The sequence below is a fragment of the Hahella sp. CR1 genome, from assembly GCF_029813005.1.
In the GTDB taxonomy this organism is placed as follows: domain Bacteria; phylum Pseudomonadota; class Gammaproteobacteria; order Pseudomonadales; family Oleiphilaceae; genus Hahella.
The window spans coordinates 305,294-320,981 of the sequence record NZ_JAPELK010000002.1 but is presented as its reverse complement, the minus strand read 5'-3'; the positions used below and the strand labels follow the sequence as shown (position 1 = coordinate 320,981).

Sequence of the window (15,688 nt, the reverse complement as noted above, 5' to 3'; positions counted from 1 at the left end):
GAGACTAAAAGGTGGGTGGGAAGCGCAGCGCTTTGATATTAGGGGCGAGTGGCCTTGTCGGTGGGTTATGTCTACATCGCCTGCTTGCTTCAACGTGCTATGGGCAAGTTACTGCGGTTGTGCGTCGTCCTCTTGAAGTGGAAAACGAAAAGTTGGCTCAGAGAGTGGTCAATTTTGATCGATTGGAGCAAGAACTGGCGGATATAAGTGCGGACGACGTATTTTGCTGTCTTGGTTCGACCATTAAAAAGGCGGGCAGTCAGGAAGCTTTCAGTCAGGTCGATTACGCCTATCCTGCTGCTGCGGCTCATGCTATGAAGCGTAATGGCTCCAGTCACTTTTTGCTGGTATCGGCTATAGGGGCGTCAGAAAAGTCGCTGTTTTTCTACAATCGCGTCAAGGGAAAGGTTGAGCGAGCGGTGCTGGAAGAAGGCTTTCCTTTTGTGACGATATTCAGGCCTTCGTTGCTGCTTGGTGAGCGTCACGAGTCTCGATTTTTGGAGGGCGTGGGCGTCAAGGCGGCTGCATGGCTGAATCCGCTGATGCAAGGTCCGCTCAGAAAGTATGCCGGACTGGATGCAAATAAACTGGCGTACCGTATGGTTCATGAAGCGGAACAAGCTTTAACTACAAACCGACCACCTATACTGACGCTTGAATCCGATTGTCTGCAAAAGGTTCTCTAAAAGGCGGCCTTGGCCGTTTAAGTTTCATGGTAAAAACCTTCTAATAATACTTCTGCACTTTCATAAAAATAGGGAGCACTAATAAGTGAAATATGTCACTCCAGATTTATGCGACGCATATCCACAGCTGGTTAAAGTGGTTGAGCCAATGTTTCAAAATTTCGGAGCCAGGAGTTCATTTGGCGGAGAAATTGTGACGGTTAAGTGTTTTGAGGATAACTCTGTCGTCAAGCAGCAGGTGGATCAACCGGGACAGGGTAAGGTTATGGTGGTGGACGGTGGCGGCTCCAAAAGGGCGGCGCTATTGGGAGATATGCTGGCGGAGAAAGCAGCGGCCAACGGTTGGGAGGGGATCATTATCTACGGATGTATCCGGGATGTTGATGTGATTCGCCAAACTGATCTTGGCGTTCAAGCATTAGGTACTCACCCCATGAAAACAGATAAGAGGGGAATTGGCGATTTGAATGTGGATATTACTTTTGGAGGCGTCACATTTAAACCTGGCCATTATATTTATGCAGACAATAATGGCGTGATTGTATCTCCAGAGCAGCTAAGTATGCCTCAAGAGTAATTGAGCCAAAGCAAACAAAAAAGGCGTCGAATGACGCCTTTCATGGATATCAATTGACGACCTTGGTGATCTCTACGCCTATGACGTATCTGTCCTCAGATACAGGCGTACATCTGATTACTCGGACGATGGTCTCAAAAGAAGGAAATGCCTCGTTGGACGAGGGGAGGGACGTTTGAAATTCTGCGCCCTCGGCGAACGGCTCACCAATTTCGATGGACATTCCTGCCCCACTCAGGTCTTTACAAACCCCAGTTAAGCTTCTGCCAGTGTCGGCGATAGTCAACACAATTTCTGAGTCGACTTTCATACGGATGAAATCACGTTTCTCGCTGTAATCGCGCATAGTTGTCAGTCTCATCGCGGCCTCACTTATTGTTATTGGGTCCTTAGTTTTATACGCTGCTAAAAAGGACCTGTCAAAGCTGGATTTGTTATAAGTTGGCCTATTGGTAGAACATTTGGTATGTGCTATTGAATCAAGGCACTATATATTGATAGCATGAAAACCTTTCCCCCCTTTCAAGCACACCCGCTTCCATTATTCCGGACGCGTTTTCAGCTCACTGTGGTATAAAAAATATAGTGATGAAAGTATCCGGTTATAAAAGGCTTTAATAAAAAAGCAAACGTTTGTCTGCTTCCTTATATATGAATAGTGTAGCACTCGTCCGCAAACATACCCGGATGTTATTGCGGACGAGTTTTCAGGGAAGGGGGTAGATAAGCGTTACCAGCCGGCTTTCTTCTCTCTTTTAAACATGGGGACAATCAGGGCGATAATGACCCCAAGCAACACCAGCCCGCCGCCCAATAGCATCTTGTCGCGTTCGTCGCTGTCTTTCAGACGCAAATTTTCTGCAGAGAGCAATTCCACTTCATTTTTCAGCTTCTCATTGCTTTCTCTAAGTTCGCGATTACGAGTATCCAGAGCAATGGCGTTCTCAGAAATTCGTTTGATATTGCTAAGCTCCAATTGGAGTTCTTTGTTGGACTTTTCCAGTTGCTCCCGAGCGCCGCCGAGATTGGAGTTTTCGCCTTTGATCTGACTGTATTCGTTCTGCAGGTCGTTAAATTTCTGCTGTAGCGCGGTATATTGCTGAGTCATTCTGTTGAGCTTATCTCTGGCGACAGGCTCATTGATCAAAAAGCGAGTGGGCAGCCAGCCTTCAATGCCTTCAGGGGTGCGGATAAGGCTGTATCCAGACTCGGCGTTGGTTTGCAGATGCTCTACCGGCGTGCCGCTTTTTACGCCTTTGTGAACGATACGAAACTCTAGTCCCTGACCGCTTCTCAACGGAGCGTACATGGTGTCGTCAATGTATTTCGTATCTGCAAATGCAAATGAGGAAATTAGCAAACCGGCTAATAAAAGCGCTTTTTTTCCCACGTTGTTATTCCTAAGTAGTATGCGGTGACATTGTTGGAAAGCCCGGGCGCATTTGTATCATTGTCTCAGTTTGAGTTGACCCTGCCTCCCGCTTTAAATAGCGGCAGTATTAGTCGAATGTTTTTTAAACTATATCGACGGGGTAGTGCAAGCGCCCAGAGCGTTTGGTTGTTCTCAGGGCAATACTTTTTTGAATGGCTTGACGGTGACTTTCTCGTACACGCCCGCTTTTATATAGGGGTCTGCGTCCGCCCAGGCTTTGGCGTCTTCCAATGATGGGAACTCCGCTATCACCACGCTGCCGCTGAAACCGGCCGGTCCCGGGTCCATGGCGTCAACATGCGGAGTGGGACCGGCGAGGATGAGGCGGCCCTGTTCTTTCAATGTTTCCAGACGCTGCAAGTGGTCTGGTCTTGCCTGCATTCTGTCTTCCAGGCTGTTAGCTTTATCTTCTGCGTAAATGACGTAGAGCATTGTGCGACTCTTGATTCTTTGAGGTATGTTGGAAGTTTCTTTGTTAACTAAAAGGACTTGTTATCGCCATTACCTGTAGCGCTATCGGATGGCGCTGGCTCGTCCTCTTCCATGTGGCGGCTGATGTAAACGCCCTGCATCAATGCGAAAACCAGGGACAAACCGAGCATGCCGAATAGCTTAAAATTAACCCATTGGTCTTGGGTGTAGTGGTAGGCGACATACAGGTTGAGTCCCCCCAATAGGGCATTAAAAATTACCCAGGAATAATTCAGTTTGGACCATGCGTGCTGCGGAAGGCTTATATTCGCCTCCATCATACGCTGGTAAAGGTTCTTTTTGCTTACCCAGCCGCCAATCAGGAACACGACGGCCAGCAGCCAGCACACTACGCTGGGCTTCCACTTAATAAATGTGTCGTCTTTAAATAGAATCGTTGCCCCCCCCAGTATCACGACGATAACAAGGGCGAATAAATGCATCTTTTCCACTTTCCGGTATTTAAACCAGGAGAAGGCGACTTGTGCGGCGGTGGCGGGTATAAGCGCGGCGGTAGCGGTGACGATATCGTTAGTCGTTTTATAGACCACGAAAAAAAGAATGATCGGAAAAAAATCAAATAACAGTTTCATAGATAGCCGTGTCGTTTGGCGACGATCAGTCAGGACCGTCGGCGTTGTTGTCTCCCACAATGACGCAAGTTTAGGCGTGCGGAGAACTTTTTTAATTAGAACTTAAATTAGACGAGATGATACTGTATTTTCTACTAGCGTTGTACTTTAGGGTTTTGTAACCATTTATGCAGATTGTCAATCACGACTTCGATCTTCACTGTCACACCACCGCTTCGGATGGCTCCCGAAGTCCAGCAGAGCTGCTGGAGCTAGCTGTAAGTCGGGGGCTGACAACTTTAGCAATTACTGATCACGATACAGTGGAAGGGATGCACTCATTGATGGATGCGTCACTGGATAAGGCGCTGGGGATCAGGTTGATTGCCGGTACGGAGTTTTCATGCCTGTGGCAGGGAATGACGATACATATGCTGGCGTTTGATTTTGATCTGGAAGGCAGTGAAGTCGCTGCGCTGCTGGAAAAGCAGAAAACGCGTCGTTTGGATCGCGCCAGAGTGATCGCCGATAAGCTGGAGAGAAAGCTGAAGGTCGCTGATTTGTACGCCCGGGCGGAAACGTTTGCAGAAAGTGGAGTGCCGGCTCGTCCGCACTTTGCTCAGGCGTTGCTGGAAATGGAAGCTGTTGAATCAATCGATGTGGCTTTCAAGAAATACCTGGGCGCAGGAAAAATTGGCGATGTGAAGCTGTATTGGCCTGACCTGGAAGAAGTTCTTGCCGCGGTGAAGCGCAGTAAGGGATACAGTTCTCTGGCGCATCCTTTCAAATACAAAATGACTGCTACGAAACTGCGGCGTCTGATGGCGGAAATTAAAGCCTGCGGCGGAGATGCGGTGGAGGTCTCGGTGCCCGACATCAACTCTGGCGAGTTCGGCTGGATTCAGCAAGAGGCTGGAAAGCTTGGGTTGGCGCAATCCGCAGGCAGCGACTATCATGGCGCTATGATGCCTTGGCGTCAATTGGGCCGATTCCCTAAGATGGCTCAATCTTTACCCAGTCTCATTGACGTCTTGCGCGCTCGACAATAAATGAACGCTCATGGATAGATGCAAGGTTGTCGGAGACAACACTTTCAGTTTCAGTATTGGGCACATTGAAATTTTGCATGCGCTGCATCAGGCGCTTTCCTCCGCTCGTCATTACATATTTATTGAAATGTACTTGGTGGAGAGAGGGAGGGCTTTTCAATGGGTGTATGCCCTGTTGGAAGAAGCGTCGAATCGTGGGGTGCAGGTATTTTTACTGCTGGACGACTTCGGCTCCCGCGCCGTGTTACGCGACCTCTTTTTATCCCATGCCTTGCCGGCGAATATTCATGTCGCTGCATACAATCCCATAAATTATCGACGCTGGACCCGAAACTTCCATAGAGATCATCGCAAGCTGGTGTTAGTCGATGGTGAGGTTGCATTGGTGGGTGGTTTTGGGATTACGGACGATTTTTTCCCGCAAACTCCAGATCTTGGGGAGCCCTTGTCAGAAAAGGCTATCGAGTCTGATGATCAAGAAGCCAAGACGGCTTGGCTGGATGTGGCGGTGACCATCTCCGGTCCTGTGTTGGCGGACTGGGATAGGGGCTTCCGAGAAATCTGGTGTGAGAGCAGCAAGATCATGCTCCCTTTGGGGCGTACGGCGGTTAAGGGCGGAGAGATGGCTGGACGCGCCGCCTTTGGTTGGGGGTGGCGAAAGCAGGACATTGTGCGTGAATTGCTGCGTCGCATTAAGCGCTCGCATGGAAGTTTACAGGTCATCACGCCTTATTTCGTTACGTCTTGGCGGGTCAGGCGCGCTCTGCGTTGGGCGGCGCGACAAGGCGTTAAAGTGCAGATTATTGTTCCGGGGCTGACGAGTGATCATCCGGGGGTAACCTACGCCGCGCGGCGCCATTATCGTTCTTTGCTGCGAGCTGGAGTGGAATTGTTTGAATATCAGCCGACGTTTATTCATGCCAAGGTGTATATATGCGACGACTGGTGTTCGGTCGGGTCATTCAATCTTGATCATTGGACGTATCGTTGGAATCTGGAAGCGAATCAGGAAGTATGGAATGCAGAATTTACGACTCAAGTGGCGGGCTTTTTCGAGCAGTGTCGTAGAAAGAGCAGGGCGGTAACCTTGGCCTCCCTGAATAAGATGGGCTGGTATAGTCGGCTGATGGTCTATTTGATGGGGAAATTAGACGAACTGCTGATCCGATTTCTGAGGTAGTGCAGCTCTCAGTAGGGTTTGAGAGCTGCTGAAAACAAGCTTATTGCTTTGCGTGATAGAGCAGGTATAGATCGGTCAGATTCTCTGGGATCTGGTCCGCCATTTCCGCCATCAGTTTGTCATTGTGTTTTATGTCCTCGAAGTCTTCATCCTCGAAGAGTTCGGAGTGCGCCATCATAGGAAGCAGTAGTGACGCCACCGCGGCTTCGTCGTAGCCTTCAAACCACAGCTTTTCATTGCTCAGGAAGCCTTCAATAAATCCAGCAGACCAGTTGGCGAGAGCATCTTCGTCGTCAAAGATTTCCTCTGGTACAGAGACGTTTTCCTCGCTGTGAAGTTGCTGCTCGATGTGCTTGAACAGTCTCAGAATGGATTGTTTGATTTCCTCAAGCTCTTGGCTCTCCAGTTGGCAGGAGCCGTCGAGGATAAGGCGTAGCCACTCATTGACGTCCGCGTCCGCCGGACCAACGGCAAATGCGCTCAAGAGACCGTGAATCCCAAATAGATCCAGGTTTTCTTCTTCTTGATCGTTGTCGAACAACAGTGACTCAAGATGGTCGATTTCCTGGGAGGTAAAGGGAAAAGCTTCGGATTGCATGACGGGTTCCTTAGAGGGCGCTTTGAATCAGTCTAATTTATGCCGATAGCGGATGCTACAGCAAAAATGTGAAGTATTAATATCCGCATTTTGCACTGACATAAGCGCTCCGTTTATAACGGTTTTCGCTGTGTCTCGGCCTGAACCTGGGAGCAAAAAGCGAGACGCCGACGGCAGGTATTGCAACCTGCCGTCGGCGTCATTGCGCCGGCTATCGCCAGCTTAGGCTTGTGACGCCTTGCTGTCCTGAGATGAAGGTTTGTCTTCAGCCTTTACGTCAGCAACAGTTGCTTCCGGGGCGCTGGGAGCGCTCTTGGGAGGTTCGGCCTCCTCACGAGCTTTCTCCGCCACCGGGGCTGGCGCTTTTGGGGGCTGCTCAGGCTCTTTCGCTTCCATCTTGGATTCGATGGTTGCCGCTTCGGGAGCTTTGGGGGCCGCCATTGGCTGGGGAGTGGAAGCGCCTGCCGAGTTATTGCTGGTTTGAGTCTTCTGAGCCTGTATGCGCTTCCGCACCTCTCGAGGATCGTTGAAGGCTCGCTTAGGCTCCTCTTCGGACTCTGCTACAGTTGTAACTGGTTTGTCGGAAGGTTTCTTCTCGGCAGTTGGCGCTGGCGCCGCTTTGTCTGGCTTGCCCTTGGCCTCTGTGGGCGCCTCTTTCTTGTCTTCCTTGCTCTTGGCTTCTGCAGAGATGCTGTCTGCCTCTGGCGCACTTGCTTTTGCTCGTGCTACAGGCTTCTCTACATGACTCTCTTTGGGCGCTTCCTCTGATTTAGCTTCCGCAGCCTCACGCTTGGGTCGGCGTGTTTTGTTGCGAGGGTCGTTTTCCGCACGGGCTCTGCGCGCAGGTTTTTCCTGTTCGCGTTCGCTCTGCTGTTTGACTTCTGCGCTATCATCCTTGCGTTGACGTGTGTCCACATCGAGCTGTTTCGCCGGCTGCTCTGAAGTGGTCTTCTGCGCAGCTTTGCCAGGCTCGACGGCTTCACCGGATTGTGCTGACTGCTGAGCGGGCGCTGCGACTTTCTCTTCCGTCTTTGGCTGCGATGGGCGCGCATTGTCGGTAGTTTCTGCTTCAGCAATAGCTTCTACAGATTTGTTCCACACTTCTTTGGCGACTTCAGACTTCGCAGGCTCGTCTGTGACGTTGTTGGCTACGACGGGAGTTCGACGTTCTGCAGTCTCTTCGGCCACTTTCTCCTGAGTTTCAGGCTTGTCTTGGCGCTCAGGTCTGTCCTGGCGCTGTGGGCGAGGAACTGGCTTGCCGGAGGAGCGGTCGCGTCTTGGGCGACTAAACTCCGACTTTTCCTGGCTGCCTGACTCTGCTTTCGCTGATTCGTTGCGGCCTCTTTGTTCGCGTGGAGTATCGCCTTTGCTAGAGTCGCGATCCCGTTGACGTCTATCTTTCTGTCCGTCGTTACGCTCATTGCGTTCGTTGCGGCGCTGGTTACGGTCGTCATTGCGGCCACGGTTGCCGCGACGACTATCCTGTCCGCCATCTCGGGATTCGGCTTGACGGTTATCCTGGCGTTGATTGTCGCGTTGGCCGTCTTGACGATCACGCACTTTAACTTTTCTGCGGCCAGCGTCTTTGTCTTGTGACGATTGCGGAGACTCTGCAACCGTGATTTTAAGGTCGCTGTCTTTCTTCTCGCCAGAGAACATTTTTGACACTTTCTGACGCAGGCGCTTCAGCAAGCCAACTTCTTCGCTTGGAGCGGCAGGCGTAGAGGTTGGCACAATGGTTTTCACCGCGGCTTCCTGGCGTACAACTTCTTTGTGCAGCAGGCTTTCAACCGGGTTTTTCTCTTCCATCTCAGGCTTAACGTTGTAGCTGATCTCGCTAACATTGGCGTTATCGTCCCGGATTCGCTGAACTTCAAAGTGAGGGGTGTCCATATGCGAGTTAGGGACAACAATCACTTTCACGCCATGGCGCTTTTGCGTTTTGGCTAAGTTCTCGCGCTTTTCATTAAGCAGGTACGTGGCGACGCTGATAGGGCAGATTGCGCGAACTTCAGCCGTGCGCTCTTTAAATGCTTCCTCTTCGATCAGGCGCATGACGGATAGAGCAAGAGACTCTACTCCGCGAATTGAACCCTGGCCTTTACAGCGGGGGCACATCTCGTTGCGGGTCTCGCCTAATGATGGACGCAAACGCTGGCGCGACATTTCCAATAAGCCAAAGCGGGAGATTTTGCCGATCTGCACGCGAGCGCGATCCAACTCCAGTGCTTCTTTTAGGCGGTTTTCCACCTCGCGCTGGTTCTTGTTGGGCGTCATGTCGATAAAGTCGATAACGATCAGGCCGCCGATGTCGCGAAGGCGTAGCTGGCGTGCGATCTCGTCCGCTGCTTCCAGGTTGGTTTGCAGCGCGGTCTCTTCAATGTCGCCGCCTTTGGTGGCGCGAGCAGAGTTGATGTCGATAGAAACCAGGGCTTCGGTTGGGTCGATAACAATAGAGCCGCCTGATGGCAGTTTTACTTCTCTCTGGAACGCGGTTTCGATCTGGCTTTCAATCTGGTAGCGATTGAATAGCGGGATGTCATCCTGATACAGCTTGATGCGGTTTTCGAAGTTTGGCATCACCGCTTTTACAAAGTTAAGCGCGTCCTGGTGTACTTGTGGGTGGTCGATCAGAACCTCGCCAATATCCTGGCGCAAGTAGTCGCGGGTGGCGCGGATAACTACGTTGCTTTCCTGATAGATGAGGAAGGGTGCGGGCTTGCTATCCGATGCGTGACGGATGGAGTCCCAGAATTGCAGCAGGTAGTCCAAATCTCTTTGCAGCTCTTTGGAAGAGCGGCCAACGCCTGCAGTGCGAATTATCAGTCCCATGTCTTTGGGTACTGTCAGGCCTGACATGGCGTCTTTCAGTTGGTCGCGATCATCGCCTTCAATGCGACGAGAGATGCCGCCTGCACGAGGGTTGTTCGGCATTAGCACCAAATAGCGGCCAGCCAGACTGATGAACGTCGTGAGCGCTGCGCCTTTATTGCCGCGCTCTTCTTTGTCCACCTGGATGATTATTTCCTGGCCTTCCTGCAGCAAATCCTTGATGTTCATCTTGCCGCCTTTTTGCGGCTGACTCTTGAAGTATTCGCGGGAAATTTCTTTCAGGGGCAGGAAGCCGTGGCGCTCTGCGCCGAAGTCTACGAAGGCGGCCTCAAGGCTGGGCTCTATGCGGGTAATTTTGCCTTTATAGATATTGGATTTTTTTTGCTCGCGGGTGCCGGATTCAATGTCCAGATCGTACAGTTTTTGTCCGTCAACGAGGGCTACACGCAACTCCTCTGGTTGAGTTGCGTTGATCAACATTCGCTTCATTTATGTTTTTGTCCCACTCAGTGTTCTGTGGGCGCCAAAAACCGCTTAAGCAAGTCGGAACGGTGATGCGTGAGGCCACAGCGGAGGTGTGCTGGTGGACCATGGGATGGGATCATCCGGGTCAACCATAGAGTTACAGATTGTGCCTCTATTGTGCGAGCCGTACATTATCTATGTGTGCGCCGTGTCGTCACTAGTTTTCCATCCTCTTTTATAATCAGAGGATGGGCGGGAAGGTGATTGACCCTACCGCGGGAATTCGTTCCGCCTGGATATGCGTCTCTCGGCGCCGTTTTATCGGTTGCCAGTCTGATTACAGCATATAGGCTTGGAGTCAACGCTCGGTTTATAACCCGTGTTCAACTCTGTATAATCTCTTCGCGCCTGATGTTATGTCATCGCTCAGCTATTCGGATGCTAAATGGCCTACCTTTATTTCCGCCGAGTTAGCGCCTTGAAAATATAGCAGTTAAACCACTGGCATTCAATCACGTTTGTTTTGTCCGGTTTTTATCCAAGAATATTTGCGGTTTACGCCAGAGTTAAATATTTGTGACTAAATTAGATGGCGGGGCCGGCGTCGGCGCCCGAGTTGTTACTATCGATAGTGGGTCTGACGGACAGCGCCTGGATAACTTTCTGGTGCGAGAGTTGAAAGGTGTGCCGAAGGGGAAGATATATAAAATAATTCGCAAGGGAGAGGTGCGGGTTAATAAAGGGCGATGCAAGCCCGAGACAAAGTTGAAAGATGGCGATCAGGTTCGAATTCCTCCCATTCGAGTATCGGAAAGCGATAACTCAGAACCTGTCATACCTGCTGGCTTGATTGAATTGGTCTCGCAGTCAACGCTGTTTGAAAATGACGAACTGCTTATTATAAATAAGCCGTGTGGCGTAGCGGTGCACGGTGGAAGTGGAGTTAGCTTCGGCGTCATTGAAATACTTCGCGCTGCGCGCCAGGACTTACGTTTTCTAGAGTTGGCTCATAGACTTGATCGCGATACGTCTGGTGTTTTGGTGTTGGCGAAAAAGCGCCGGGCCTTGGTGCAGTTTCATGATATGTTGAAAACGGGCAGGGTTGAGAAGATCTATCACGCTTGGGTGTGTGGTAAATGGCCCAAGCACAAGTCAGTGATAACCGCTCCGTTGAAAAAGAACGTCCTGCGCTCAGGGGAGCGTGTGGTGAGTGTCAGTGAAGATGGCAAGGCCAGTGAAACGCGCTTTAGAGTGTTGTATTCCGGGGCGGGGCGATCTTTGGTTGAGGCGCAGCCAATTACAGGTAGAACGCATCAGATTCGTGTGCATGCGAAATTTGCCGGACACCCCATTATCGGCGATGACAAATACTGCGACTCAGAAACGAATAAGGTCTATCGGGATATGGGGGTTAAAAGGCTCTGCCTGCATGCTTATTCGTTGCGCTTGAGTTGGCCTGATCGGCCAGAGCAAAAAATTGTATGTGAGTGGGATGAGGATCATTCTCCTGCGCTGAGAAGTTGACGTCTAAATCATATGTATAAGTTGTTGATATTCGATTGGGATGGAACTTTGGCTGACTCCACTTCTCATATTGTGGACTGTCTGGAGGTGGCCAGTAAAAAAATGCAGGCGCCTTTTCCGGGAAGAGAGGCGGCCAAGAATATAATCGGGCTTGGTCTGTCTGAGGCGATTGTCGAGTTGTTTGGTGTCGAAGATCAGATGTTTGTCGATGGCTTCAAAGAAGCGTATTCGGCGCAATTTCTGTTGGCTGAAATAACCCGGAGCGGACTGTATCCGGGTGTTATCGACATGCTGGGTGATTTACGCGAGGCTAAATATCTGACTGCGATTGCGACAGGTAAGAGTCGGCGTGGTATGGATAGAGCACTTAATGCAATGGATATGAGTGAATACTTTGATGCTGTCAGATGTGCGGATGAGACTCGCTCCAAGCCAGATCCGCTCATGCTGCAGGAGTTGTTGGATGAGTTTTCGCTGCGGCCGCATGAGGCGGTGATGGTAGGGGATACGGAATACGATATGGAGATGGCTATGCGGTTAGGTGTGGATCGTATAGCGATGTCTCATGGCGCTCATCAAGTTTCCCGGTTGCAAAAATATCGGCCGGTAGCGGTCGCGGATAATGTGGCTGAATTGCAGAAACTGTTTCTGTGATGGCCTTGTAGTTGTGACTATGGATGTTAAGACCAAGCTAGCAGGTGTGTAAAAACGAATATGTTTGAAAATTCTGAAGATAAAGCTATGCAGGAATCTGCTGGGCAACCAGGAAATCAAAAAGAGTGGCGTCTTATTGAAAAAATGGTGATGAGTTCTCTCAACGAGCAGCGCAAAGCGCGTCGCTGGGGGATCTTTTTTAAGTCGCTGACTTTTTTGTACTTGTTTTTCATTGTGATTGCTCTCAGTCCGGGAGTAGGTAAAAGCGTTGCTGCGCGTACAGAGCCTCATACTGCTGTCATTGAAGTGAATGGTGTTATTGCGGCCACTGAAGAAGCTAATGCGGACGCCATTGTGTCTGCGTTAAGGGATGCATTCGAAGAAGAGGCGGCCAAAGCGGTTATCCTGCGTATCAATAGTCCAGGTGGGAGCCCGGTGCAGGCAGGTTATGTGTACGATGAGATCGGGCGCCTGAAGAGTGAGCATCCAGATAAGAAAGTGTATGCGGTGATTATGGATATCGGCGCTAGCGGGGCTTATTACATCGCGGCCGCGGCGGATGAAATTTATGCTGATAAGGCGAGTCTTGTGGGGTCTATTGGTGTGACCGCATCCGGCTTTGGGTTTGTTGATGCGATGGATAAGTTGGGTGTCGAGCGCCGAATCTTCACCGCAGGTGAGCACAAGTCCTTTTTGGATCCATTTGTGCCAGTAAAAGAGGATGAGCGTGAGCTGTGGCAGGGTGTGTTGAATACAACGCATAAGCAGTTTATTGAGCAGGTTGAGAAAGGTCGGGGCGATCGCATCCATAAAGATAATCCGTTGCTATATTCCGGAATGATTTGGAGTGGCGAACAAGCCTTGGGCTTGGGATTGATTGATGGTCTGGGTAGCTCTGGTTATGTGGCTAGGGAGGTTGTGAAAGCGGAGAAGCTTATTAACTATACGCCGAAGCGCAACCCATTTGATGAACTGCTTGGGAAGCTGGGCGTAAGTGTTGGTAAAGGTGTGGCCCAGGCGGTGTTGGGCTCAGGGCCTCAGCTTCATTAACGTTATGGTCGGGCGCTTTGCCTGAATTTAAGTAAGTGCTGCAATGTAAAGAGGGGTTACGGTATGCGTAACCCCTCTTTTTTGAGTAGGGTAATCAGGTCGATTAGGGGGAGGCCAATGAGTGTGTTGGGGTCTTTTCCTTCTATTTTTTCAAATAAGCTAATCCCCAGTCCTTCGACTTTGAAGCTGCCAACGCAGTCGTAAGGCTCTTCGAGCTCCAGGTAGCGCTCGATTTCCTCTTTAGATAACTCTCTGAAATAAACGGTTTGCCAGTCAACACATGTTCTTGTGGTGTTGAGTCTGGTGTTTATTAGTGCTACCCCGCTATAAAAGGTTACTGATTTTCCGGAGCAGGCGGTCAATTGTTTGATGGCGTTGGTTTTGTCGCCTGGCTTTCTGAGTAATTGTCCGTCAAGTGCGGCTGTTTGGTCGGAGCCAATTATTAAGTGGTCTGGAAACTGTTTGCGGAGACTTTCTGCTTTTTCTTTCGCGAAGTTGATGGCTATATCTTTGGGGTGGCTGTTTGGTGTCGTGCTTTCGTCAAAGCATGGGGCGGCTTGTTGGAAGTTTAGGTTTAGTTTTTGTAGCAGTGCGGCCCGGTAAGGAGAGGTCGAGCCTAATATAATAGAAGGAGGTGTGTTTTTATTCGTCATTTTTGGAGTGTGAGCTTTGTGATTCAGGGCGAATAATCGTTTTGCGGCTCTTTTATCGCTTTAATTCCGTGATTTTGCAATCATCTCTTTGACTTTGTTTGGGCGCATCACTAGAATTGCGCGCTTATGAAAAAGCCTGGTATTCCGGAATTGGTAGATCCCTACAAAATGTGTGAGAAAGAACTCACGCTTGAAGGGATTATTTTGGCTAAAGCACTCCCCAGATATGCGGATCAACTGGCGGGTGGCGCAACTGATAGTGATCAGGTTGAAGCGTCGGCTCGTTTTAGGCGTGATGAGCAGGGCTCCAGAGTAGCGTATATTGTATATTCTACTTTGGCGAGATTAACCTGTCAGCGATGTTTGGGTGAGGTTGGGCTGAAAATTAACGGTGAAACTACCTTCGCCTTTTTAGGTTCCGAATCTGAGTTAGATCAGTTACCGCGTTCCTATGAGCCAGTCCTTATGGAAGGGAGCGAGGTTAACCTGCTCCAGGCAATTGAAGACGAGCTGCTGCTGAGTTTGCCCATGTTCGCTTATCATGAAGATGAGCACTGTAGCGGTGAGTTAAACGAAATTAAGGGGCAGGCGTCCGAGACAAAGGCTGATAATCCTTTCTCGGTGCTGGGCGACCTGTTAAAAAAGTAGACCTGTTTTATTAGTTTTAGCGAAAGAGCTAGCTCAGGAGAATTGCAATGGCTGTTCAACAGAATCGTAAATCCCGTTCACGTCGCGGCATGCGTCGTTCACATGATGCATTGTCTTCAGCGGCGTTGTCTATCGACCCGACTACTGGCGAGAAGCATCGTCGTCACCACGTTACTCCAGACGGATTCTATCGTGGCAAGAAAGTGGTTGAGGTTTCTCAGGACTAAGAAGCCCTGTCTTGGAACGCAATATAACAGTTGCGGTCGATACGATGAGTGGGGACTTCGGTCCCTCCATCGTGATTCCTGCTGCATTAAAATGCATCAAAAATAATCCCTTCGTAAGTTTGATTTTGGTTGGCGATGAAGCTGAGCTAAGAAGCCTGCTTCGCAATCAGCCTACCTCTCCCCGTATATCAATCGTTCATGCTCCTGACGTTGTCCGTATGGATGACCGTCCCAGTCATGCGCTTAGGAAAAAGCAGCAGTCTTCTATGGCTGTGGCGCTATCATTGGTACGGCAAAAGGCTGCTCATGCCTGTGTGAGTGCGGGCAATACCGGGGCCTTGATGCTGTTGGCTAGATCGATTCTGAAAACGCATCCTGGGGTGGATCGTCCCGCCATTGTGAAGCGCATTCCATCGCCTAAAAATCGCTGTTATGTGTTGGATTTGGGCGCCAACGTTGATTGCACGGCTGAGCATTTGTACCAGTTTGCCCTTATGGGGTCCGCTTTGGTTGAGGCTCTGGAAGGTAAGCCTGAGCCGAGGGTGGCGCTTCTGAATGTGGGAGAAGAGGAAATCAAGGGGAATGAGCAGGTGCGGCTGGCTTCCCGTATGCTGGCGGAGTGTGAGTCGGTTAACTACATTGGCTACGTAGAAGGCGGGGATATATTTAAAACCATTGCTGATGTGGTGGTGTGTGACGGCTTTGTTGGCAATGTTGCTCTGAAAGCTGGCGAAGGGGTGGTGGAGCTGATAATCGGTATGGTCAAAAGCGTGTTTGATCGTAATTGGTACAGTCGTTTGGTTGGATATGCTGCGTTGCCAATGTTGCGCAAACTTCGCGACTTAGTGGACCCCTCTCGTCATAACGGTGCAAGTCTAATTGGGCTTCAGGCGACTGTGATTAAAAGTCATGGCAATGCACGAGAGATAGGGTTCCTTAGTGCGCTGGAGCAGGCTATTTTTGAGGCGCAGAAAGGTGTGCCCGAGATGATAAACGCCCGCCTTGACGAGCTTATATGACGCTCTGATGCAAGTTGTAATACAACTTTGATCTAATTACTCCGTTTAACT

17 protein-coding genes are annotated in these 15,688 nt (G+C 50.2%); 10 read left to right on the top strand and 7 right to left on the bottom strand.

Going from position 1 to position 15,688, the window contains the following annotated elements; translation table 11 throughout:
* The first annotated feature begins 11 nt into the window (after positions 1-11).
* Together ONV78_RS06980 and rraA are read left to right on the top strand one after the other, a co-directional pair.
* Positions 12-686 (top strand): NAD(P)H-binding protein, encoded by a 675-nt coding sequence (locus ONV78_RS06980; RefSeq protein WP_279502143.1) that lies wholly within the window; start codon positions 12-14, stop codon positions 684-686.
* An 85-nt stretch (positions 687-771) separates the two neighbouring features.
* Complete coding sequence (gene rraA / locus ONV78_RS06975; protein ID WP_279502141.1) at positions 772-1,263, top strand: ribonuclease E activity regulator RraA; 492 nt, start codon at positions 772-774, stop codon at positions 1,261-1,263.
* A 49-nt stretch (positions 1,264-1,312) separates the two neighbouring features.
* On the opposite strand, the gene ONV78_RS06970 is transcribed toward rraA, so the two are convergent.
* The 4 genes from ONV78_RS06970 to ONV78_RS06955 all read right to left on the bottom strand — a co-directional run bounded on the left by ONV78_RS06970 (position 1,313) and on the right by ONV78_RS06955 (position 3,759).
* Complete coding sequence (locus tag ONV78_RS06970) at positions 1,313-1,624, bottom strand: PilZ domain-containing protein (protein WP_241567020.1); 312 nt, start codon at positions 1,622-1,624, stop codon at positions 1,313-1,315.
* Positions 1,625-1,993: 369 nt separating this feature from the next.
* Positions 1,994-2,653, bottom strand: coding sequence for a TIGR04211 family SH3 domain-containing protein (locus ONV78_RS06965; RefSeq protein WP_216739054.1), 660 nt, complete (start codon positions 2,651-2,653; stop codon positions 1,994-1,996).
* Positions 2,654-2,827: 174 nt separating this feature from the next.
* Positions 2,828-3,127 (bottom strand): YciI family protein, encoded by a 300-nt coding sequence (locus tag ONV78_RS06960; RefSeq protein WP_216739053.1) that lies wholly within the window; start codon positions 3,125-3,127, stop codon positions 2,828-2,830.
* Between the two features lie 47 nt (positions 3,128-3,174).
* Entirely contained in the window at positions 3,175-3,759 is a 585-nt protein-coding gene (locus ONV78_RS06955) for a septation protein A (protein ID WP_216739052.1), read from the bottom strand.
* Positions 3,760-3,926: 167 nt separating this feature from the next.
* On the opposite strand from ONV78_RS06955, the gene ONV78_RS06950 reads away from it, so the two are divergent.
* Together ONV78_RS06950 and ONV78_RS06945 are read left to right on the top strand one after the other, a co-directional pair.
* On the top strand, positions 3,927-4,787 hold the full coding sequence (locus ONV78_RS06950) for a PHP domain-containing protein (RefSeq protein WP_279502136.1): 861 nt from the start codon (positions 3,927-3,929) through the stop codon (positions 4,785-4,787).
* 10 nt (positions 4,788-4,797) lie between these two features.
* Positions 4,798-5,967: a phosphatidylserine/phosphatidylglycerophosphate/cardiolipin synthase family protein gene (locus tag ONV78_RS06945; protein ID WP_279502134.1), complete on the top strand. Its 1,170-nt coding sequence runs from the start codon at positions 4,798-4,800 to the stop codon at positions 5,965-5,967.
* Between the two features lie 40 nt (positions 5,968-6,007).
* Here the strand turns inward: ONV78_RS06945 and ONV78_RS06940 are convergent, their stop codons facing one another.
* A complete protein-coding gene (locus ONV78_RS06940; protein WP_279502132.1) occupies positions 6,008-6,565 on the bottom strand; it encodes a YecA family protein in 558 nt (185 codons plus the stop codon).
* A gap of 222 nt (positions 6,566-6,787) precedes the next feature.
* On the bottom strand, positions 6,788-9,886 hold the full coding sequence (gene rne / locus ONV78_RS06935) for a ribonuclease E (RefSeq protein ID WP_279502131.1): 3,099 nt from the start codon (positions 9,884-9,886) through the stop codon (positions 6,788-6,790).
* Positions 9,887-10,438: 552 nt separating this feature from the next.
* Here rne and ONV78_RS06930 point away from each other — a divergent pair.
* Genes ONV78_RS06930 through ONV78_RS06920 form a run of 3 tightly spaced genes read left to right on the top strand, consistent with a single transcriptional unit; the run spans position 10,439 to position 13,090 of the window.
* Positions 10,439-11,386: an RluA family pseudouridine synthase gene (locus ONV78_RS06930; protein ID WP_279502129.1), complete on the top strand. Its 948-nt coding sequence runs from the start codon at positions 10,439-10,441 to the stop codon at positions 11,384-11,386.
* 12 nt (positions 11,387-11,398) lie between these two features.
* Positions 11,399-12,040 (top strand): HAD-IA family hydrolase, encoded by a 642-nt coding sequence (locus ONV78_RS06925; RefSeq protein WP_279502128.1) that lies wholly within the window; start codon positions 11,399-11,401, stop codon positions 12,038-12,040.
* Between the two features lie 60 nt (positions 12,041-12,100).
* On the top strand, positions 12,101-13,090 hold the full coding sequence (locus ONV78_RS06920) for a S49 family peptidase (RefSeq protein ID WP_279502127.1): 990 nt from the start codon (positions 12,101-12,103) through the stop codon (positions 13,088-13,090).
* A 56-nt stretch (positions 13,091-13,146) separates the two neighbouring features.
* On the opposite strand, the gene ONV78_RS06915 is transcribed toward ONV78_RS06920, so the two are convergent.
* Positions 13,147-13,743 carry a nucleoside triphosphate pyrophosphatase gene (locus ONV78_RS06915; RefSeq protein ID WP_216739044.1) on the bottom strand — a complete coding sequence of 199 codons (597 nt, stop codon included), beginning with the start codon at positions 13,741-13,743 and terminating at the stop codon, positions 13,147-13,149.
* 126 nt (positions 13,744-13,869) lie between these two features.
* Here ONV78_RS06915 and ONV78_RS06910 point away from each other — a divergent pair, with 126 nt between their 5' ends.
* From ONV78_RS06910 to plsX, 3 genes are read left to right on the top strand one after another with little or no spacing between them, the layout of a single operon-like run.
* On the top strand, positions 13,870-14,391 hold the full coding sequence (locus ONV78_RS06910) for a YceD family protein (protein WP_279502126.1): 522 nt from the start codon (positions 13,870-13,872) through the stop codon (positions 14,389-14,391).
* Positions 14,392-14,438: 47 nt separating this feature from the next.
* Positions 14,439-14,618 (top strand): 50S ribosomal protein L32, encoded by a 180-nt coding sequence (gene rpmF, locus ONV78_RS06905; RefSeq protein WP_011396041.1) that lies wholly within the window; start codon positions 14,439-14,441, stop codon positions 14,616-14,618.
* An 11-nt stretch (positions 14,619-14,629) separates the two neighbouring features.
* Positions 14,630-15,637 carry a phosphate acyltransferase PlsX gene (gene plsX, locus ONV78_RS06900; RefSeq protein WP_279502125.1) on the top strand — a complete coding sequence of 336 codons (1,008 nt, stop codon included), beginning with the start codon at positions 14,630-14,632 and terminating at the stop codon, positions 15,635-15,637.
* Positions 15,638-15,688 lie beyond the last annotated feature (51 nt).